19 protein-coding genes and 1 pseudogene are annotated in these 20,372 nt (G+C 59.8%); 4 read left to right on the forward strand and 16 right to left on the reverse strand.

From position 1 onward, the window contains the following. Positions 1–257: 257 nt before the first annotated feature. The 6 genes from X946_RS26565 to X946_RS26585 all read right to left on the reverse strand — a co-directional run bounded on the left by X946_RS26565 (position 258) and on the right by X946_RS26585 (position 5,120). Entirely contained in the window at positions 258–710 is a 453-nt protein-coding gene (locus X946_RS26565; RefSeq protein WP_038754092.1) for a P27 family phage terminase small subunit, read from the reverse strand. Then, positions 711–911 carry a hypothetical protein gene (locus tag X946_RS26570; protein ID WP_038754095.1) on the reverse strand — a complete coding sequence of 67 codons (201 nt, stop codon included), beginning with the start codon at positions 909–911 and terminating at the stop codon, positions 711–713. Positions 912–1,256: 345 nt separating this feature from the next. Next, positions 1,257–1,697, reverse strand: a complete 441-nt coding sequence (locus X946_RS35545; protein WP_038754099.1) for a hypothetical protein — start codon at positions 1,695–1,697, stop codon at positions 1,257–1,259. A 65-nt stretch (positions 1,698–1,762) separates the two neighbouring features. Then, the gene (locus X946_RS29635; RefSeq protein ID WP_081990056.1) at positions 1,763–3,142 is read right to left on the reverse strand and encodes an HK97 family phage prohead protease; all 1,380 of its coding nucleotides are present in this window, start codon (positions 3,140–3,142) and stop codon (positions 1,763–1,765) included. A gap of 85 nt (positions 3,143–3,227) precedes the next feature. After that, positions 3,228–3,941, reverse strand: a complete 714-nt coding sequence (locus tag X946_RS32500; protein ID WP_081990057.1) for a hypothetical protein — start codon at positions 3,939–3,941, stop codon at positions 3,228–3,230. An 834-nt stretch (positions 3,942–4,775) separates the two neighbouring features. Next, the gene (locus X946_RS26585; RefSeq protein WP_235364062.1) at positions 4,776–5,120 is read right to left on the reverse strand and encodes a BRO-N domain-containing protein; all 345 of its coding nucleotides are present in this window, start codon (positions 5,118–5,120) and stop codon (positions 4,776–4,778) included. Positions 5,121–5,144: 24 nt separating this feature from the next. Between X946_RS26585 and X946_RS26590 the strand changes: the two genes are divergently transcribed. After that, complete coding sequence (locus tag X946_RS26590; RefSeq protein WP_052145198.1) at positions 5,145–5,621, forward strand: Rha family transcriptional regulator; 477 nt, start codon at positions 5,145–5,147, stop codon at positions 5,619–5,621. Here the strand turns inward: X946_RS26590 and X946_RS34665 are convergent. Then, positions 5,601–5,795, reverse strand: coding sequence for a hypothetical protein (locus X946_RS34665; protein ID WP_152611837.1), 195 nt, complete (start codon positions 5,793–5,795; stop codon positions 5,601–5,603). The genes X946_RS26590 and X946_RS34665 overlap by 21 nt on opposite strands. Before the next feature lie 159 nt (positions 5,796–5,954). Further along, positions 5,955–6,281, reverse strand: coding sequence for a hypothetical protein (locus X946_RS34670; RefSeq protein ID WP_152611838.1), 327 nt, complete (start codon positions 6,279–6,281; stop codon positions 5,955–5,957). A 480-nt stretch (positions 6,282–6,761) separates the two neighbouring features. On the opposite strand from X946_RS34670, the gene X946_RS34675 reads away from it, so the two are divergent. Then, positions 6,762–7,040, forward strand: coding sequence for a hypothetical protein (locus tag X946_RS34675; protein WP_161788706.1), 279 nt, complete (start codon positions 6,762–6,764; stop codon positions 7,038–7,040). Between the two features lie 520 nt (positions 7,041–7,560). Here X946_RS34675 and X946_RS34680 read toward each other — a convergent pair. The 7 genes from X946_RS34680 to X946_RS26630 form a co-directional block, all read right to left on the reverse strand. Beyond that, positions 7,561–8,865, reverse strand: coding sequence for an nSTAND1 domain-containing NTPase (locus X946_RS34680; RefSeq protein ID WP_161788707.1), 1,305 nt, complete (start codon positions 8,863–8,865; stop codon positions 7,561–7,563). A 77-nt stretch (positions 8,866–8,942) separates the two neighbouring features. Continuing rightward, positions 8,943–9,194, reverse strand: coding sequence for a type II toxin-antitoxin system RelE/ParE family toxin (locus tag X946_RS26600; RefSeq protein WP_038754108.1), 252 nt, complete (start codon positions 9,192–9,194; stop codon positions 8,943–8,945). Between the two features lie 10 nt (positions 9,195–9,204). After that, entirely contained in the window at positions 9,205–9,663 is a 459-nt protein-coding gene (relB, locus tag X946_RS26605; protein WP_038754111.1) for a type II toxin-antitoxin system RelB family antitoxin, read from the reverse strand. 978 nt (positions 9,664–10,641) lie between these two features. After that, positions 10,642–11,073 carry a hypothetical protein gene (locus tag X946_RS26615; protein ID WP_152611842.1) on the reverse strand — a complete coding sequence of 144 codons (432 nt, stop codon included), beginning with the start codon at positions 11,071–11,073 and terminating at the stop codon, positions 10,642–10,644. 25 nt (positions 11,074–11,098) lie between these two features. Next, entirely contained in the window at positions 11,099–15,556 is a 4,458-nt protein-coding gene (locus X946_RS26620; protein WP_235364063.1) for an RHS repeat-associated core domain-containing protein, read from the reverse strand. Between the two features lie 84 nt (positions 15,557–15,640). After that, positions 15,641–16,072, reverse strand: coding sequence for a DcrB-related protein (locus tag X946_RS29640; RefSeq protein WP_052145199.1), 432 nt, complete (start codon positions 16,070–16,072; stop codon positions 15,641–15,643). 60 nt (positions 16,073–16,132) lie between these two features. Continuing rightward, positions 16,133–18,061, reverse strand: coding sequence for a type VI secretion system Vgr family protein (locus X946_RS26630; RefSeq protein ID WP_038754117.1), 1,929 nt, complete (start codon positions 18,059–18,061; stop codon positions 16,133–16,135). Between the two features lie 364 nt (positions 18,062–18,425). Here X946_RS26630 and X946_RS26635 point away from each other — a divergent pair, with 364 nt between their 5' ends. Further along, entirely contained in the window at positions 18,426–19,583 is a 1,158-nt protein-coding gene (locus tag X946_RS26635; RefSeq protein ID WP_038754120.1) for a hypothetical protein, read from the forward strand. Between the two features lie 110 nt (positions 19,584–19,693). After that, entirely contained in the window at positions 19,694–20,110 is a 417-nt protein-coding gene (locus X946_RS26640; RefSeq protein WP_081990059.1) for a hypothetical protein, read from the forward strand. Positions 20,111–20,218: 108 nt separating this feature from the next. Here the strand turns inward: X946_RS26640 and X946_RS32510 are convergent. After that, positions 20,219–20,372: pseudogene (locus X946_RS32510) on the reverse strand (aspartate aminotransferase family protein); the annotation flags it as partial.

Here is a 20,372-nt window from a genome sequence, read left to right on the forward strand (position 1 = left end):
CCATCACTTCCTGCCTGGTGTTAGTCAAAAACACAGTCTTATGCCTACCCGCTAGTTTAAGTGAGAGGCTATGTCCGGTGTTTCAGGGGGCTGCTCCAATGCAGACTGGCGGGGGTAGGTAAAAGTGCATGATGAATTTCTCCCGACACCGGCGGGTCAGTGGCGAAATATGCGAAAACGCAAAATTGCACAAAAGTTACGGAAGAACGGGCCTCTCCGGGTTGTTCAAACCCGAAGCAGCCCGGAAGCTCGCCGGATTACGTCGGCAGTTCTCTGGGGTTGTCCGTAGCGAACACATGGTCTGAGGCGATGTCGCAATTCGCCTCTTTGACGAGATGCAGCCAGAGTCCCGGAATCAAATTGTCCCGGCAATGGCCCTCCCACTGCTCCCATAGCTCCTTACGCTTCTCCATCGGGCTATCCGCAGCCTTAGCGCGGCCTCCCTTGGTACGTTGAGCGCCGAGACCAAGCCGCCGTGTAAGCTGGCTATCCTCCCGTACAAGCTTCTCCCGTGCGGAGATTTTCGGATTCGGCTTCTCGGTCGATAGGTCTCGCGTCGGAACCGTGTATCCCTCTCGGTCAAGTTCCTCCGTCAGCTTGTCAATCTGCGCTCGGACCATAGCAAGGCGCTTCGCCTGCATCTCATCAACCGTGGTCCACGATACGCGCATCGCAAGAATCGCTGTCAGGTGTTCATTCTTGCTCTCCAATCAGCGCCCCTTCACCAAGTCCGCCAACGACGTAATACTCGGGTCCGCCATCTCCTCCAGATACTCCGTAGCAATCATTTGCTTCACAAGGATGGTTGCGCAAGCCTCAATGCTGCCACCACGGGCCAGCAGGGAGTTCTTCCGGCGTTTGGTCAATTCAATGAGCATTTCCGTCGTCTTTGCGTCGAGTTCAATATTCATGCGTTCTCCTTGGTTTGAATGTTGTTCATCATCTTCCTCAGCACGTCGGGCAACTGAGTAGCTACCCTACGGCAATACGGCACTGTCCCAGTTTGCCTCCGGCGCGCATGGAGCCTCACAGCGCCCTGCGGGCAATAAAACGACGCACGGGCCATCTGTGTAGCGGGAGTCGGGATCGTCACTCCCGGCCCTCCTTCTCGGTGCGTGCGGACAATTCCGCCTCGATAGCCTCGACACGGGCCATGATCTTTCGTGCGTCTTTCGGCTGTGTCTCGCAGAGTGCGGCAAACGTGTATGCCAATACGTCCCGCTCCGTGCGCATCTGATCGATAGTCCGCTCAGTCATCACGAAACCGCCAGCAGAATGCGTTGGAGTTCGGCCTGTGCTGTGTCGGCTTTTTGCCTATGCAACAACTCATCCTGTAGCTTGCGAAGCTCCGCACGCTGCGCGCTGCATCGCTCGTGCACGACTCGCACGTCGTCCATCTCCGCAACACCGCCCGTGAACTGGCGTTGCTTAAGTTCAAGCTCTTTCGACAAAACCGCGCCGCGCGCCTTCGACTCGTCAATTTCCAGCATCAACCAGGATGCGGCCCGAAGCCCCTTACCGGATTCCGCTACGGCCCGGAGGCTTCGCAGTTCCTCCGCTACCCGTGCAATTGCCGGTTCAAGCTCTGGTTTCGCGACCGGCGGCTTGTACGTCCCATCCGGATTCGAGTAATCGGACGCAAAATGGTAGATATACGTGGCATCTTCCGGGATTTTCGGAGCCTTCGGTTTGAACATCTTACTTAGCAATATAGTTATCCTTATCGATTACAGGCCATCCAAGATGGACAGCCCGAGTATGGTTACTGAAGGGTAATGACCTGCGGCGAGGCAATGATCTTTGCGTCCGCGTACTTGGTGATCTTCAATGCGGTCTTGTTCTCTTGCAGGAGATGGACCACCTTCTGACCATCTGGCGTATCCACGGTGATATCCGCCTGATTGCTCCGCTCAATCCACTGCGGGCCATCAAATACGGCCGTTCGCTTCACGTCCACCAGAATCAGCTTTCCGGCCGGCACCGCGAGCGACGGGATAGCCTGGAGCGTCTTGTACGTACCGCCACGCGGGCCAATGTTCGGGTTCGCGGCATCCTGCAAAGTCGCCAATGTGGCGGGGCTACCGATCCAGCATGCAGTGCGCAAATCGCCGTCAAAGGCCGCGATACCTTCCTGCACGCTCGCAGCGGCCTTACCCTGCCTCGTGAAGGTGTCGATAACGGCGGCATCCGTTGCGTTATTCGCGGCCATTTCAAGCTGCCCCTGCACGTACTGCACAACAGCCGCGCTGTAGTTCGTAGCTGCAAGGATCGAGTCATCGAACACCATGACTACGCCGAATTTGCGAGCATCCGAAAGCACCGCGTCAATCGTCGGTGCGACCGCCGGGAAACCCTCATCCTCGCCAATCTCAGCCGCCTGCAATAGCTTGTCTTGCGTCAGTGCGCGCACATTCGGCGGGAGTTGCAGTGCGCCCATCTGAGCCAGCGCGGTAATGATCGGTGCCGTAGTCGGCGGGTACAGCACGCCGGGAACTTGCGCCGGCCGGTAAAGCTCCGGATTGTTCTCGGTCGTCGCGACCGGGACAGAAGCCTTAACAATGTCGCTCCGTACCGTATCAATAGATGCCATAACAGCGTCCTCGTGGGTCATCGAAACGGCTTTACGGATTTGCTCTGCTGCGGAATTTCTGATCATAGTCTCCTTATGGGTAACGAGTTGCGCGCTCTTGAACGCGGTGATTGCGGCGTCAGGATTGGCCGGAACGGCTACCAACGACAGTTCATGTACGCTCGCCCGCTTGATTCGCCGGCCGCCGTTCGGAAGTTCCTCCATGTCCTTCCTGCTCGCGATAAAGCCAATGGACACGCCCTTGATTACGCCGGACTTGACGCTATCCCAAGCTTCGTCAGTTCGGTCCTTCACGACACCCGGAGTAGCTACCTTGGCAATCTTCGCCGTAAACGGCAGACCATGAGGTGTCGGCGTACCGAAAGTAACCGTCCCGATTGGCTGTGAGTGATCGTGATTCAACAGGAGTGCGGCCTCTTTCTCGAAGGCCAGTCCGAACGGTTCTACGATGTCCCCGTGCCGGTCAGTGCGCGGCGTTGACGCGATTCCTTCAATCTCGCGCTTCTCTGCTTGAAGTGATTTAATCTCGATAGACGAGAATGACTTTTGCAATGTAGTCCTTAATTGTTAGATGTTAGCGCCGGAAAGATCAAGTGCAGGGCCGCCCCGGCCCCAACGGGTTCGCGATACAGGCCAACTAGATTAGGCCAGTCCCGTCGATAACGAGAAATTGCAAGTGATACGTTTCGTTGAATCCGCTCCAGTTCGGAGTAGTTCCGGCCCAAGCCTGCTGATACCACGTAACCGTGTCGCCCGCCGTCTGAAATAGCGTGAGGCTGGGCCGGTACGTACCGTCTCCGGAAATGAGGTCATGGCACGGGAACGGACAGGAAACCAGCACGGGGCGGCCGTAGGATCGTGATTCTTGGGGAGGATGCGGGTAGCCGCCCACCTCCCATCCGTACCCAGGCTTGTACTGGATATGAAGAACATCCAAGACTCGATAGAACGGCCGTGACGAGTCCGCAACCAATGCGCCAGTCTCGGAGAACACCTGCAATCCGAAGTTGCCGCCCACTGGCGGCGTAGAGTCGAATACGAAGAATCGAACCGTCGTCTGCTGCCATGTAACGATTCGGATTGTGTGAAAGTTGCCGGACACTTGGTGGTCCCAGACGGTCGCCCCGACGCCTCCATCTGCCGCAAATGCGTACAGCGGCGTGTTAGCCGTAAAGGAGAAGGTAGCAACCCAGAACGTTCCGTCGAAAGGCTTGTTTACGTCGTTATAGGCAACGCGCAGACTCGTACTCTGGGACACTGCGGATAACGACTGTGTGCATTGAAAATTCGGCGTTCGTCCGTCGATCTGGTACAGCCCGCTATCAGTGAACGCTTGGAATCCTACCGTCATTCAATACACTCCATAAACAAGCATGCCCGGCATAGGCGTATAAAAATTTCCATCGTGGTACGAATAGCGCCAACGGATACCGGTAGCGTCGATATCAACGATAGGCACTGGAGCATTCTGGGAAACGTGCCGGAATAACCAGTCCGGATGAAAGGCCCAGAACGGCGTACCGCCCGATAGATCGGCCGAGACATTGCCAGAGTCTCCAGCCTGCCATCGCGCTCCAGTGGTGCCCCTCTCATCGATTCGGACTACGCCCGCAACGCGCCCCGCGCGAGCCGACGCATCCAGCAATGTGCGCCCCTGGGAATCCCAGATTTGCAGGCCGACGGTCAATGCGTGTGTTCTCGGATGTAGGTTTCCAGGGCCGTCTTAACAACAGCAGCGACCGCGCAATCCTTCTCCGCTGCAAGTTGTCGGAGTTGCCTGTGAAACTCAGGCGTAATCCGTGCGCTGATTACCCGGCTGTCCGCGTAAGGGATATCCGGAACGCGGTGAACATTATGCATAGTTGTACTAACTCCTTTTTGTAGACAACAAGAAACACAGCCGAGCGGCTATGCAGTTACGGTTCGCCTTGCACGTACCTGGGGCATCATTGGCGGCTAGCCTATAGGCTAGCCTTCCGGTAGGCATGCCCGATGGAAGGCTGGAGCCGGTCTTACGACCGCCGCCCTTCATCGGGTGAGGTTCGTCCTCTCCTAAGCCATGCCCTGTTTCGTATCGTGAAATGCGCCAGACTCTCCTTAGCTCAGGGGTGTTTTATATCGTGGAATTCTCACCAAAAACGAAGTAGCTCTCCTTAGCTGTGGGGAGTTTTACATAGCGAAATTTTTAACCGATCTCGCCGGTTGCTACCTTCTCCTCACCCATGACGTAAGCCCCGTCCTTGCGGATCGCAGGTAGGACAACGGAAGTTACCCACTTGCGGAAGGCGCGGGCTTGAGGTTTGCGGCTGCGCATGATGAGAGCGTACAGGCCGGACTCGGAGACAATCAGCGGCGCGCGGCCACGTGAACCACTATTCAATAGGGGTTTGAACTCGTCAGATTCCAAGATCGCCCCGATGTTGTCAGTACGTGTTGCCAGCACATCGCACACATCCTTTGCAACAAACCAAGGCTCCCCGTCGATCTTGGCGGTGCGGAGGTTACGGCCTTCAAAGTTGAACAGTTCCACTGCGTTTGACAACGAGGAACCAGAATGAACAACCTCATTACGACGGGCGATGCACCGCAGACGATGAGCAGCCGCGAGATTGCGGAGCTTACGGGGAAGGCACACAACCACGTCTGCCGGGACATCGTGAAGATGCTGGAAGGGCTGGGAGAACAAGAATCCAAATTTGGATTCTTGTATTCGGCGACTGTCGGTAACGGCGCAACCAAGAAGTTTCGGGAGTTCCGCCTTCCCAAGCGCGAAACCCTGATCTTGGTCTCTGGCTATAACGTGCAGATGCGGGCCAAGATTGTCGACCGCTGGCAAGAACTCGAACAACAGGTCGCCACTCCGCCGAAGTTGACCCGTGAGCAGCAATTAGCCTCCGCGCTACTGCTATCTCAGGAAGTGCTAGCGGAGAAAGACGCAGTGATTGCCGAGCAGGCGCATACGATCGAGCAGCAGCGGCCGGCCGTAGAGTTCACCCGCGCCGTCCCCTCGTTACTTCGCGGCCCAAGGTAGGACAAATTTTGCGGCGAGCAGAACCAGAACGAAGAACCCCGCCGCCCATGTGAGCGGATTCCCGCGTAGCCGCTGGAAGAATCCGCCCTCCCTCATCGCGACTTGCTCCGCGTGCAGCCGCGCCGTCTCGCGCATTAGACTACGTGTAAGCGCGCTGATTTCTTCGTTGGTCATGGCAACCTCGTAGGTATCTTGTTGGTCTACGTATTCAGCATACTCGAAGTACGGCAGTCATCCATACCCCCGCCTACGCCCAATATCCGACCGGTTGCCACACCAGCGCAGCGTTGCCGAGCCACACGCACAGGCAGATGAGCAACAGGATTCCGTGCTTCACGCGTTGCCCTCCTTTGCTGCAAGGCGTTCGTGCCAGCGCCGCCCCTTCTCTGCCAGCGCTCCCCGCAACGGCTCGCCGTATGTGTTCTCCTCCATCCAATCGAGGAAACTACCCGGCGCAGCACGCAGCATTTCCGGCGTAACCTCTAGCTCGTACCCGCCGTATACCGGCTCTTCCGACATAACGATAGAGATGCAGAAACCGGGACCGCCCTGACTCTTGAACCATTTAGGCAGCGGTTTGGATTCCCGTGCCCCATAGTGTCGCGCTGATGCTGCCCGCGCCCTTTCCATGATCTGCTCCACAGCATGCCCCATGCTCATTCAAAGCACTCCTTATTGATTGACAGACGATAAGTTACATCTAGCTTCTCGGTTGATGGAACAGGCTCTACATGGAACACGAATCCAAATTTGGATCGGTACAGAACCCGCTCTACGAACCGGGGGAAACCCTGTCTCTTTCGTAGCTGCACACCGGAACGCGACGAACTCCTCACCCGCCGCTACCGCTTACTACTTCTCGACCCTGACTAGGGGCCGGTAGGACTTGCCTACGCACTGAATTGTTAAAGAGCCGGTCTCGTCCGTTTCGCGCCGGACGAGAGTTGCAAGGCGGTAATTTTGTCTCACAACAATTCGAATATTACATGTGTTTTGTGTCACAGAAATATGATTCTCCCTATTGAAAAGTAGTTTCCGATAGCCGCATGCTCACCGATATCTGTTAGACTGCTCATATCAGTGATACAGGACACGAAAATGGCTACAAGAGGTCGACCAAAGGGCGTGGAAACACGGGTCTTGCATGTCCGTATTCCGGTCACGCTGCATGAGCAACTGGAAAACCTCCAGTTCGCCACCAAAAGGACTACCTCCGACGTGGTGCGGGAACTGCTTGATCGCTACGTACTAGCGCACAGCGCGCTACTTGATGAGATTGCCAAAGCGCGGGCCGACGCATCCCGCCGTTGGAGTGCAACGGAGATAGAGGCACAGGAACGAGGACAATTAGAAAACGACGAGGAAGCTGCGAAGCCAGAGAACCAGTACGGCAGCCGGGAGGAATGGGAGAACAACTGACAGGCGGGCGTCCGGCGACGCCTGAAGCCCTTCAAACGTGCCGATGCGGCCGGACGTAGCTTTATCACTTTCTCCGCAACGCGGGAAAAGCCGACCGGCAATCGCCTGTCACGCCCGTTCTATAAGGCTCTCGTACGCTACCTGCCGTTTTACCGGGGTCGCTCGGGCATTTTGGGCCGGGTGGTACAATCTGGACTCATCCTGTTGTCCCGGTCAAAACGGCTTGGGTCGTGCAGGGACATTCCGGGGACACTCGGGCGCAGATTACAGCGTAGATTCACTGGTTGGTAGAGCACTGGAAGGCCCGCGCAGCAAGGCGGAGCGGGTCTGAAAGGCCCCTTCACACGGCAGGGGTCACTGGTTCGATCCCAGTACCGCCCACCAAAGAATTCGCCGCTTGTGGCGACGCGTTAAGCATTGGATTGAGCAGTTTTCTCCGGCGCTGGCGCAAAGCCACTAGGCAAAGGAAAAGCCCTGCACTCGCAGGGCTTTTTTTGGCCCGATCTCGCCGAGATGGCGCTCACTCCCCCTGCGGCGCCTGCGAATCCGCCTTCATCACAAGCCTGGGGCGCGCCCGAACGTACGCAGCAAAGAGTGAATCATGAAACCGATAATACCGGTCTCGTAATTTCTCGATCTCGTTACCGTATTCGTCAGACGCGAGGTGACCGACGTATTGACTTGCATTATCAACCCCCTGATCAAGAGCCAGTCTATACGCATTTGTAGTCCAAATCTCGCCATCTCCACCCTGAGTTTCTGCCAGCGCTTTCAAAACAATTTCCCTATGCGCGGACGACGCTACGGCCTTTTTATACCTCCCCTCCAGCACCGGGTCGGCTCCACGCTCCGCAATTGACCTCAACGTTCCATCGATATCAGAGGAACTGAGAACTGATTTATTTTCACTGAATGCCAGTCGAAATGCATATTTCCCAATCAGATGCACCATGTATGGATGCCCCTGCGCCAACTCAATAAGTCGGTCCGCCGCATTTGGATCGAATTTAATGTGCTCATCCACCGCCATTTCAGCTATCAAAACAATTTCCTTCAATTCAGCCGAATTCATTGAAGGCAGGGGAATAATCGATCCAGCAAACAATCGATCAGCTGAAAGATGCTCCTTCATGAGCTGATGAATATCTTGAGCAACACCAACCAAACAGAACTTAACTTGCGGGACGTTTGTCGAAATTGCTTTCAAGAAAGATGCAAATCCTGATGGATCATCGATTTGGTCAAACTCGTCGACAACTATTAGGATGCCGTCGGACGCCACCTTTTGCTCAATGATCGCAGAGACCGCATTGGTGAACACCGTGTCGATCGCATGTGTCGCTATCGCCGGCTCCGCTCTGGACTCAGCCTTCTTTTCACCACTCAACCCTATCTCGACTCCCAGCAATTTCCCACCAAACTTCGGACTATAAGCGCTAACGACTGTTGATGCCTTAGGAATATCATAAACCCAATCACCAAGGCACGATGTTGACGTCAGAAGTCGCTCAAGCAGATCCGTTGTATTTTTTGTAGTTTTTCCACACGCGTAGTATACAGTCAGAAAATCCAATTTTCGATCATGCGTAATTCCAAGCTTTTCAAGAATATCGTTATCCCCTGTAGCGATATTCGCAACCTGCCTCGACAGAGAGGTTTTTCCGATCCCACGATTCCCAACAATAGCAATATGCGCCCCTTCCGCTATTAATCCATAATAGGCATCACTGACTGCATTTTTTCTACCCGCAAATCTACTCGCGTCACTAACTTCTTTCGCCGGCTGAAATGCGTTCTCAATCTGCGTGATGGTCGGCTTAGTCACTTTGCTTACCTTTTTAGGAATTTCGAAGCATTATTTGAATTATAAAAATCTCTCAGACATTAAAAAACAACATTCAGTCAAGGCCAACACTGTCGTGCATGCTTCACGTTCAGAATTTCTACCGCATCGGCATCAACGCTATACACGACAATGTAATTGTGATGCACCACCATCTCTCTCGTTCCAGATACGCGCCCTGCCCGATACAGCCTCGGTCGAACCTTCAACCCCTCCACCTTTTCGCGAATCATATGCACCAGGGCTAATGCGGCATCCGGATCGTCCTCACCGATAAACTCCAAGATACACAACAGGTCTTCCTCGGCCAACGGCCGCCATTTAAGTCTTAGCACGCTTCCCCTTTCGCATCGCTTCGACGCGGGCCAAAGCCTTATTCATTACGTCCTCATGCTCGATACTCGGGCGCGGGTCGTCGATCGACTCCTGCACCTGCTCGCGCAACCATTTGTCATAGGCCGCCGCATTCGCGTGCGTCTGCTTCATTGCCGCCGCACGATCCGGACGGTTTGAGCGCTCGATCTCGACCTCATCCGGTCGCCATGCTTCGAGCGAGAAACGCCCCGACTGCAACCCAAGCTCGCGGATCACCTCAAGAGCCTTGACGGGGTTCCGAAACGCACGCGGCCGGCGATTGTTCGACGTGACCAGCACGGCCGTTCCGGCCGTCCGCGTCTCCAGCTCGACGTAGAATGAACCACCCTCAGCCTTGAGGACGGCGGACAGAACACCGCCCGCGTGTGCGGCAGCAGCAGCCTGAGACACATCTAACGTTTTCATGGCACAACCTTTAGAAGATAACGGCACGATCTATAATACATCGTGCCACAGCCAATAGCATTCCGCCCCCATTATTTGACGTAAAACCTCATGCGTCTCAGCCGCGCATGCCCCGCCGGACGCCCCACATGTAGGACCAGACGTACGCAGCGCTTCGTCACCGTGATCGATGAGTACCCAAGCAAGTCTTCGGCGACGTACAGCGACATCCCAACCATGACCAGCCACGGCACGAACGTATCGCACAGATCGCGAACACGGGAATCTGCCCTACCTGCCCCAGTTGAATACGAGATGCAACCTCAGCCACCCGGCTGTCAACGCCTCAATGTCCGCACTATTTTTCAACGGCCACTCGGAATCAAAGCCGACATGTCACGCCATAGGCTTGCCGCCCCCACCAATATGAAGTTCCTGAGCGCGGCATACGACACGCTCCCAACGCGATCTCTGTTGCCTCTCGCTTTTCGGCGAATTGCCGTCGATGAAGTGCAGTTCCGCCATCTCAACGCCGACTAGCCCGTCACTTCGCACAAGCATGTAGGGACACCGGGAAGCCCCGGCAACTCCCGTCAGTTCGAGATAGTCGCCATGAAACGACAGAGACAATCGCCATTCGCGCTCTTTCTTCTCGACTTCCCCCTTTGCCCCGAAAGGTTAAGTCTTTTTGTCTAGCGCTCATTTACCCATCCATCACGGCCGATGAAAAATCGTTGCCCCCCACTTTGCCCCGCTCACCGTCTAAATATCGCTCACGTTGTACGTTTCAGCATTCCCTGGATTTGTCCGCCCATGACGCGAAGCTAAACCTGTACCTACGAAACCATCACCATCAATTTAGATTGGCACGGCAACTGATCATGAGCATGGAATTTCCGCATCGATAACGCACCAACATCGCAACACGATACATCTCAAAAACGTGTACAAGCCTCCTCCACCCAAGCGTCACGCAAAACGCCCCTCTCACACGCCTCTTCAAAAATCCGGATAGTTAGTCTCCCATTTCTTCCTAAAATCCCCCTGAGAGATTCCATGCCTCTCCCGACAAAAATCCATTGCATCATAATAATCATCAAAAACATGGTAAGCGTAATTTTCCGAATGATCCGAAAAAACCTCCTGATCCTCATGATATTGCCGCTCGACAGTATAGCTCTCTACTTTATAAAGCCATAAGGCGTCGCGCCTCGGCATCCTGCCAAACACCTCGATTTCCGGATACAAATCTTCCACGGAAACACCTTCCTCGATCAACTCTCGCGCCCGTTCATCCATATATCGAACGGCTCTGACTATCACATACTTAGACCCGCCATCAGGCAATATTTCCTCATAAAACATGCCATTCTCATCACCTCGAACTCCGGAAGGGAATGGGCTGTAATAAAACCTGGACTCTTTATCCATCGCCAATCATCCTTACGATCGAACTCTAATAAAATATTCTTATTATCTTTCCATCAAAATTATGGATCTGGAGGTGATCGCCCTGCAAGGCGTGATCCCCCGGTTTTGCATTCGCATCCGCAGCATCCCAATGGTAAGTACCTTCCCGCTCATACGCACCACGCCCACCGGGCAACCAGTCCGAGCCGCTTTCAGAGATCTTTCCCTTCGGAAGCGCCTGCCCTGTTGTATTCCTATATGCTCGAGGCATGCCCTTGCCCGTGGTTAGCGCGATCAACAATTCCTCGGCCTCCGCCCTTGAATTAACGGTTATTTGAGCCCTCTTACCCGAATTCAATTGCTCCTTTATATTTTTTAGATCACTTACGCAAGACAATCCCCACGGATCGATCCAGCCAATAGGATTCGGCGCATACTGATACTGATTCAACCCGCCCGCCAACCCGATCGGGTCCGGCGTAATGAACCGCCCCACGTCCGGATCATAGTATCGGAACGTGCTGTAACAGAATCCCGTCTCCAGATCCTCGTACTGCCCCTGAAACCGCAACGCCTGCGGCAGCGGCTGCATCACGTCCCCCGACGGATTCGCCTGGAATTCCGGTGCGTACGCTTGCAGCACCGTATTCCCCCACGCTCGATATCGCGTCCGCCACACCACCCGGCCGCCTCGGTCCGTCAGTTCCTCCGGCGCGCCGCCCGCGTTCGCATGGAAATAATAGATCTTCGCCTCGGGCTTGGCTTCGGCCTCCGGCTTGTCGCGCTCGCCCCCGTGATACAGCCGCCACAGCCAATGGCTGTCGTCGCTGACCGCGTCGATCCGCGCCAGCGGCACATAGCCGTCGCCCTCGTACAGGTAGGTCACCGCCTGATGGCCGCGATACTCCTGCGCAAGCCGCATCCCGTCCCACACGAAGCGCGTCGTGCCGAACGCATCGTGCTTCGCGATCCGTCGGCCCAACGCGTCGTAACTAAAGCGCACTGTCTGCTCGACGCCGCGCCGCACCGTCCTCACCTCGACGAGCCGATGCTCGACGTCGTACTTCAGATGCTGCTCCGTGTGCCCGCCCGTCAGCTTCTCGACGAGCCGCCCATGCGCATCGTACCGATAGCGGCGATCTCCGCTCATCAGCAGACGATTGCCCTCCACCCGCCCAGGCTGCCCCACCGGCCGCAGGTTCGACGCCGCATCGTACGCAAACGCCTCGGTCAGGACGCCTGCCGCATCCGGCCGCCCGCCTGCGCCCGCGCCCGCGCCGGCGGCCGTGCCGCCGAGCAATCGGCCGGCCGGGTCGTAGTGGTAGTTCAGCTCGCCGCCCAACGGATCGATCCGCGCCGTCAGCTCGCCGCCGCGGTCATACGCGAACGCCTTGCGCAGCAGATCCCGGCTCTGTCGAGTGCCGAAAGCAGCCCATGAACCCGGCGTGCGCTGCCAGTCGCCGATCCATTGCCCGATCTTTCGCGACAAGCCGTCATACGCCGTCGCCAGCGTCTGCGCGCCCTGCGTCCGGCTCACCTCGCGATGCAGACGATCGCGCTCGAAATCGCAGACGGTCTCGCCGTTCGATGCAATCCGGTGCAGATGGCCGCTGCCGTAATACAGCCAGCTCAGCGTGCGGCCGTCCGGCAACGTCGTGCCGGTGCGATTGCCGAGCGCGTCGTATTCATGCGCGAGACGCGTCGTCGCGACCTGCCCGTCGTCGCCGGCCACATCCGACGTCTCCGCAACGAGCCGATCCAGTTCGTCATATGCAAACGTGACGGTGTTCATCGGGCGGCCGTCGAGATGCTTGCGCGCAATCCGTTCGAGGCGCCCGGTCGCGTCGTAATCGTATGTCGTCACGGTTTCCGGGGTGCGCCTGCGAACGAGACGCCCCAGCGCATCGCGCTCCAGCTCGATCGTGATCTGCTCGGGCGTGCCCGCCGCCTGCCGTACGACGATCGGCGCACCTCTCGCATCGCGCTCGTATTCGACGCGCAATCCGTCCGGACCGATCTGTTCGATCAGGCGATCGCCCGCGTCATAGGCAAACCGGTAGCTGTCGCGCACTTCGTTGCGGAGCGTGCGCAGATTGCCGGCCGCATCGTATTCGAAGCTGACCCGATGCCCGTTCGCATCCGTTCTCGACGCAAGGCGCCCGGCCGCGTCGTACGCGAATGCGGTCGCATGTCCGTTTCCGTCGACGAACGCGGCCAGTTCGTCCGTGAGCGACCAACGATATTGTTCATCTCCGCCGGTCGGCAATCGCGTCTCGACGATCCGGTCGCGGCCGTCATGGCGATAGCGCGTCGTATTGCCGAGCGCATCGGTCAGCGCCGCCATCCGGCCGCGCGCGTCGTGTTCGAACCGCGTCGTGATGCCCGAGCAGTCGGTGCGCGCAATCAGCCGGTGCTGCCCGTCCCATCCGAAGTGCGTGATGCCGCCGCGCTCGTCGACGATCGCCGCCGGCCGCCCTTGGCGGTTGAGCCGAAATTCGATGCGCTGCCCGAGCGGATCGGTTTCGCCGACGCGGTTGCCGCGCATGTCGAATTCATATTTCCATTGCCGCCCGTCGGCGAGCGTCTGCTGTTCGAGCGCCATCCATAGCGGATGCCATGCGAATTGCGTTTTCTCGCCAAGCGCATTCGTCAGCTCGGTGGGCAAGCCGCGCTCGTCGTCGTAGCGAAGCCGCGTCGTCGCGCCGTTCGGCTCCACGAACCCGAGCAGCTCCCGGTTCGGACTCCAATCGAAACGCCAGTTCCGCCCGAGCGCGTCGGTGTGCGCGGTCACGAGATAATCGGCGTTCCATTCGCATAGCTGCGTGCGCCCGAGCTGGTCCGTCACGCGCGCCGCCTGACGCTCGAAATCGTACGTGATGCGATAGCGCTCGCCGTCGTCGGTCCAATGTTCGACGATGCGCGCCTCGCGATCCGCCAGACCGTTCTCTTCCGCGAGCGCCTTGCGCTCGAACTCCTCCCACGCGTAACGCGCGGTCTTGCCGCCCGGCAACCGGTGCATCGTCATGCGCCCGGCCGGATCGTAGCCGAAGCGGCGTCGTTCGCGCCCTTGTGCGTCGGACACGCTCGCGAGCAGCCCGTCGGACGTGTACGTGTAGCTCACCAGGCATTCGCTCGCGCCGCCCGCGTGCAGGATCACGCGCGACATCCGCTCGCGGCGCGACGCATCGTATTCGATCCGCACGCGATGGCCCGCCATCGTCGCGAGCTCGTCCAGCCGGCCGTGCGCGTCATAGTGAAAGTGCAGCTGGTTCGCGTTGCGATCCTCGAACACGACGGGACGCAGCGTTTGCGTCGCGAGACCGGAGCGCGGCAGCCCGAAATCGAAGCACATGCCGTCGTCCTGCTCGACCATCCAGTGTCCGCCCGGCGTACACGCGAAGGTCAGCCCCTCGCTGCGATTGAAGTACTTCTGGCCCGGCTGCAGATCGGGCACCGGGGTGCCGCGTCCTTGCGCGTCGATCCAGCGATGCGGATTCTCGCCGCCGGCGCCGAGCCGCAGCTCGACCGCGTACGGCAGGTTCCAGCCGCGCCCGAGCGGGCGATCGTCACGCGGATCGAGGCTGCTGTAGAAGCGCTGCCAGACGATCGGCACCGGTGCGCTCAGCACGAAATCGAGGTCTTCTTCGCCGTCGAGAATCTTCGCGCCCGTCGGCAGATGGACCGGATGCCCGATGCGCCCCGACATCACGCTGCCGACGAGCTTGTCGGCCGCCACGTTGATCGCGAAGTTCATCGCGAAGCACGCGAGCTTGCTGGCAAGCGGCCCCTTGCCGCGTATCGCCTGGCAGAGCGCGATCGCGAGCCCCGCGTATTTCGCGATCGTCGCGAGCCACGGCGGCATCTCGCTCGTGACGTCGCGCACGCGCACGCGATCGCCGCCGATGCTCACGTTCGTCGACCCGGTGTTGATCTTGCCGTCGCAGGTGGTCGCATCCTTGATGCGCGATGCGGGCCGACCGTTGACGAACACGCTCGACGAGCCTTCGGCGAGATGCTCGCCCGCCGGATTCGGATGATTCGAGCAGGCGACGAAATCCTGATCGACCGGCACGAACAGATCGGCGACCGACTGCGGCTCGACGCCGGGCGGCAGCGGCGGCGCCGGCATGCCCGCCGCGCGCGCGGCGCCGCGCCCGTTCACGAAGACGTCGGTCGAGCCCGTCGAGATCGCGCCCTTCACGTCGCCGGGAATGAAGCTGTCGATCAGCTCGCCCGCCTTGTCCGATAAATAGCCCTCCAGCGAATCCGAGCCGAGAAAATGCGACGCCGCCGCATTGACGACCTGCGACATCACCGCGCCGACGACGGCGCCGAGCACCACCGCTCCGAGCCCGCCCGTCCCGACGACGAAAGCCGCCGCCGCCCCGATCGCCGCGCCGACCAGCAGGCCCGCGCCGATCGTCGCCGCCACTTTCAGCATCTGCGCGAGCAGCGATGTGTGCGTGAAGGTGTCTTGCGCGCGAGCGGCGGCGAGGAGCGACATGGCGGGATCAGTTCTGGTTCACGGGAGCAACCGGGGCCGTGGTGCGAGCGGCATGTGTACGAGGCGCGCGCGAACCCGCACGCGTCACGCGTGGGCGCTGTAACTGGCGAGCAGCGTCCGCCACGTCGCGCGGTGCGCGTCCGTCAGCGGCGTCTGGCTCGACAGCGTGATGACGAGCAGACGCGGCGCGTCGGTCACGGTCATCGCCTGGATCTGGTAGAACGCCGATCCCGACTGACGGAACGTGCTTTCGAGCTCCAGCGCCGGCGCGCGCCGCTCGCCGATTTCCACCGGCCTACGCGAGATTTCCTTGAAACCCGTCACGTGGCGCGTCATCAGTCCGATCTGCCGCTGCATGCATCGGCCCAGATCCTCGCCGCCGATCAGTTGATCGCGGCTCACGACGATCTGGAACGTGCCGCTCGTGTCGGGATGCGTGAGCGCGAGCACGTTGACCGTGCGATCGTCGCCAAGCGAAGGAATCTCGAAACTGCACTCTTGCGTGAGATATTTCATGTTCGGCTCGTTGGCAAAGAACTCGCGCGCGGACCGCGCGCAGGCAGACGGGCGAGCGCGTCAAGGATTCAGATCGATCTTCTTGCCCTGCATCAGGAAGTAATCCGAAGCATGTTCGACGATCTGCACGCCCTCGAGCTTGATGAGGCCGTCCTTCGTCATCGTGATGCTCGACTTGCCGCACCGGATGACGACCTGATCGGTGACGTCGAGCACGTAGGTTCCGGCGGGCGGCGGCGCGGCGTCCTGCGCGGGCAGCGCGCCCACGGTCATCGCGAACGCGCTGCCGACACCCACAGTCTGGTTGTTGCCGGTATTCGAAACGTGATCCTGCTTCACGTTGAGCGTGTGATTGCGCCCCACCGCCGAGCGATGATCGTTCCCGACGCTGCGCAGCTCGTCGTGCTCCACCTCCGTGCGCATGTCGCGCTCGGCCTGCAGCCACAGCTCCTCTTCGCCCTGCTTGTCGTCGAAGCGGATCGCGTTCGCGGTGCCCGCGTGCCCTTTCATCGAGCGCGACAGGATGCCGCTTTGCGTCGCGTTCTCCGGCAGCTTCCAGGGCGGCATGTTCTGCGCGTTGTAGACGCGCGAAATGATGATCGGCCGATCCGGATCGCCGTCGAGGAACGACACGACCACCTCGTCGCCGATGCGCGGAATCGTCACGCCGCCGAAACCGCCTCCCGCCCACGGCTGGCCGACGCGCACCCAGCACGAGCTGCCCTGATTGCGCTGCCCGAGCCGGTCCCAATGGAACTGCACCTTCACGCGCCCGAGCGAATCGGTGTAGATCTCCTCGCCCTTCGGGCCGACCACGATCGCCGTCTGCGGGCCGGCGATGACCGGGCGCGGCATCGCGAGCGACGCACGGAAAGGGATCTTCTTGCGGATGCACTGGAAGCTCGCCGTGTACGATGCGGCGCCTTCGTTCGACTGATAGTTGTTCACGCCGTGATGGTGCACCGCGGTCAGCAGGAATTGCCGGTCCTCGGGCCGCGCGCCGCCGTGATCGTAATGATCGGTGAGCTCGAAATAGCGGCCGGGCGCGAGCGTGCGGCAGTTGCCCGCGCCGGTGAACGCCTTGCTGCCCGCCGCCAGCGCTTCGAGCCGGAAGCGCGCGAGCTCCTCGCCGCGGTCCGTCGAATCGAAGCCGTGCAGCCCGACGTAGTCGTACACCTCGTACGGCTCGACGCTGCCCTGCTCGGCCTTCGTGTCGCCCGACACGTAGCGCCGCGCGCCCGGCACCTTGTAGTCGAACGTCTTGAGGCTGACGGTGCTGGACGTCAGTTGTCGATGCGCGGCGAACTGCGACACGATCGCTTCGTCGTCGACGACTTCGCCCGCCGAATATCGCAGCGCCGGCGCGCCGTCGATCGGCTTGGCGTGAGTCGAATCGTCGGTGACGATCAGCTTGTGGCCGTCGTTCGCATGCTCGAAATAGTAGAAAAGCCCTTCCTGCTCTATCAAGCGGAGCACGAAGTTCAGATCGGTTTCGCGATACTGCGTGCAATAGCTATATGGCTTGAGCGCGCGGGACAGACGAAACGCGTAGGACGCCAGTTTCGCGTACTGCGAGAACACGCCGTCGAGAATGTCGCGAACGCTCTTGTCCTGGAAAATGCGCGAATCGACGCGCCGCGACAGCATCCACAGCCACGGCCGGACGGTGGCCGCATACGTCGCGAGGCCGCCGTCCGCGCCGGTATGGCTGAACTGCGTCACATAACCGTGGAAATGGCGCTCCGAGCCGCCGCTCGACGGGGTCGCCAGCTTCAGCGATACGGTGACCGGCTGCCCAATCATCTGCTTGAGCTCGATCGTCGGATCGCGCGACGCGAGGCCGATGCGCATGTCGAACAGAACGGACAAGCCTTCGCTGCATTGAAAATCGCTGACGACGAGCGCCGACTGACCGGAAAGCGGTGTCCGAATGCTCAGCAGGCGACTATTCTGCAGGTTCAGAAAACCCGCAAGGTCGGATAATTGCATGTTTGCCCCCCGGCGCGCCCTCGTTCTTTTTGACGACATAGCAGGACGAAAATATAACGCATTAACTTGGAAAGTCACTGCGTTTTTTCCGGGTTTTAAAGCCAGCCCTAATTGCCCTCGACAAAACCCGGAAATTATTTCGCAGACCTCGAAAAAATCATAATCGGACGGTAACACTTACACTATCGAATCGGTTCCGGCGTATTCGTGAAGAAGATCGATCGGCCGCATCATTCGACAGACTCGCATTAAATCGGACCGCCGATTATATTCACGGTTTATCGACGATTTTCCGAATGCCTTCCGGCAAGCGTCGCGACGTGATCGGCCTGAAACCCGTTCCATCCATTGCCATTCCACTGCCATGCCGAACGCACCTGCCTTGTGGGAGCCGTACTGCCATCGATCGGAAGCGGAATTCCATCTGTCGAACTTCGCCGGCAAGGTGCTCGGCCCAAAGGCGGGCGTCGTGTTTTTCGACGGCGTCGGCGCGTCGCGCCTGAAATCGGCGACGCCCGACGCCAACGGCAATGCGCTCGATTTGGTGGTCGCCGTGTCCCGCCCGCCGCTGATGCCGGCCGATCCGCTCAGCTCCGCGACGCCTCAAACCATCGATCAATTGTCGATGCAGTGGGCGCAGAGCGTGTCCGCGGCCAGGCGATCGGCGCCCGGCCGGGCGCTGCTCGGGCCAGGCGTCTCGAAGGCCCGCGACTTCATCGAGGAACACAAGAGCGCATTCGACGGCGCGGCCGTCGTCGGCGACACGTTCAGCATCCTGGCGGGCGCCGTGTCGTTCGCCGCGATACTTGCCGGCGGCGTGACGCTTCTGCCCGTGCTGGGCCTCGTGGCCGGCATGACGTCGGCATTGCTGCTGCTCGAAGACAGCCGGATGTTGAAGTACGAGCTGACGGGCGACGAGGTTCGCAAGAAGCCACTCGGCAACGCGTGGCACTACAAGGTGCTCGAAACCGTGGGGCCGATCCTCATCCTGCCGGACCTCGCCGCGAGCGGTCCGCGCACGCTGGCTTCGCTGCCCCGCGTCGCGCGGGAGGCCGGCGAAATTTCCGAAGAGGCCGTCCAGGCGACGAAGCGGCTCGCGTCGCAACGCAACGCGCTCGACGGGATCAAGAGCGCGTCGCTCGACAATCCCAATCGGGCCGCGGCTCAGGCGCAGGCCCGGCAGATGGAGGAACAGGCGAGCCGCTTCGCCGACGCCGTGCGCGAAGCGCAACGGAAACTGATGCAGGCTCGTCGCGAACTGCTGCTGTTGCGGACGATCGAAGCGCCCGCCTACATGGCATCCATCTACGGAGCCAGCGTGTACGGCATCGATCCGCCCGATAGCGTCACGCACGGGATCGACCGGCTTCAGCAGCGCCTCGGCGGCGAGCCTCGGCAAGACCCTGACCACCCCGCTCGCCTCCTCGTCCCCGATCGCCCGATGACGTCTCAACCCGGCGCGCCCGCGCCCGTCCTGCAATTTCAAGTCGGCGTCGGCCATCGTCCGGGAGCCGCGCATTGACGAACTTCGATCATTCCGCTGACGCGACGGCCGCGCGTCGTGCCTCCGGCGCCGCGGCGCGCCCCGGAAATCGCCCCGCCGGCGCGCCGCCCCAGGCGATTCCCGCGGGCATGGCGTTCTTCGTCGCGGTCGGCACGACCTTCATGGAACTCTTCGACTGTCTCGGCGACGTCGTGGGATTCGCTTCGGAAAACTACCGATTCGAGGAGATCGCCGTGGCCGCGGCGATCATGCTGACGGTGGGCATCGGAATCGGCAAGGGGAAGCGCTGGGCCGTGCGGCTGTTTCGTTCGCTATCCTATGCGGGCATGGCGGCGCTCGCCGCGGTGCTCGCGTTCGGCGCGTTCCTCACGATGGGCGCCCACCCGCTCGACGCGTGCCTTGCATGGGTCATCTTCGCATTCGCCGTCGTGCAGATTCCGCTATACGTCGTCATATTCCGCGCGCTAAGACGCGTGCGCTGGCTCGATCCCGAGTCGCTGCCGCACGAGTGGGAGCCGTCGGCCCGTGAAGCGCGCGGCCGCTGAGCGCGTGCCGATTCCGGCGCTTACCCGACGACCGGAGCGCGGCGTCTCTCCGTGCGATGCGCGGCGCGCGTTTCTCCGTGCGCTTGGCCGCGCGCCGCCCGCGCCGTGTCACGCGATGCCCAGCTGCTTCGCGGTCGCATCGATCGCCCGCTTCGCCTTCTCCACGATCTCGTCGATCTCAGTCTTCGAAACCACGAGCGGCGGCGACAGCAGCATCCGGTCGCCCGTCGCGCGCATGATCAGGTTGCCGTTGAAGCAGTAG

This window comes from Burkholderia sp. ABCPW 111, assembly GCF_000773065.1.
GTDB lineage: Bacteria > Pseudomonadota > Gammaproteobacteria > Burkholderiales > Burkholderiaceae > Burkholderia > Burkholderia savannae.

What these genes read in the sequence shown, in the direction of transcription:
- X946_RS26570 (WP_038754095.1), bottom strand. Translation starts at nt 911, where the DNA reads ATGAATATTGAACTCGACGCAAAGACGACGGAAATGCTCATTGAATTG.
- X946_RS35545 (WP_038754099.1), bottom strand. Translation starts at nt 1,697, where the DNA reads ATGTTCAAACCGAAGGCTCCGAAAATCCCGGAAGATGCCACGTATATC.
- X946_RS32500 (WP_081990057.1), bottom strand. Translation starts at nt 3,941, where the DNA reads ATGACGGTAGGATTCCAAGCGTTCACTGATAGCGGGCTGTACCAGATC.
- X946_RS26590 (WP_052145198.1), top strand. Translation starts at nt 5,145, where the DNA reads ATGAACAACCTCATTACGACGGGCGATGCACCGCAGACGATGAGCAGC.
- X946_RS34665 (WP_152611837.1), bottom strand. Translation starts at nt 5,795, where the DNA reads ATGACCAACGAAGAAATCAGCGCGCTTACACGTAGTCTAATGCGCGAG.
- X946_RS34670 (WP_152611838.1), bottom strand. Translation starts at nt 6,281, where the DNA reads ATGAGCATGGGGCATGCTGTGGAGCAGATCATGGAAAGGGCGCGGGCA.
- relB (WP_038754111.1), bottom strand. Translation starts at nt 9,663, where the DNA reads ATGAAAACGTTAGATGTGTCTCAGGCTGCTGCTGCCGCACACGCGGGC.
- X946_RS26615 (WP_152611842.1), bottom strand. Translation starts at nt 11,073, where the DNA reads ATGGATAAAGAGTCCAGGTTTTATTACAGCCCATTCCCTTCCGGAGTT.
- X946_RS26620 (WP_235364063.1), bottom strand. Translation starts at nt 15,556, where the DNA reads ATGTCGCTCCTCGCCGCCGCTCGCGCGCAAGACACCTTCACGCACACA.
- X946_RS29640 (WP_052145199.1), bottom strand. Translation starts at nt 16,072, where the DNA reads ATGAAATATCTCACGCAAGAGTGCAGTTTCGAGATTCCTTCGCTTGGC.
- X946_RS26630 (WP_038754117.1), bottom strand. Translation starts at nt 18,061, where the DNA reads ATGCAATTATCCGACCTTGCGGGTTTTCTGAACCTGCAGAATAGTCGC.
- X946_RS26635 (WP_038754120.1), top strand. Translation starts at nt 18,426, where the DNA reads ATGCCGAACGCACCTGCCTTGTGGGAGCCGTACTGCCATCGATCGGAA.
- X946_RS26640 (WP_081990059.1), top strand. Translation starts at nt 19,694, where the DNA reads ATGGCGTTCTTCGTCGCGGTCGGCACGACCTTCATGGAACTCTTCGAC.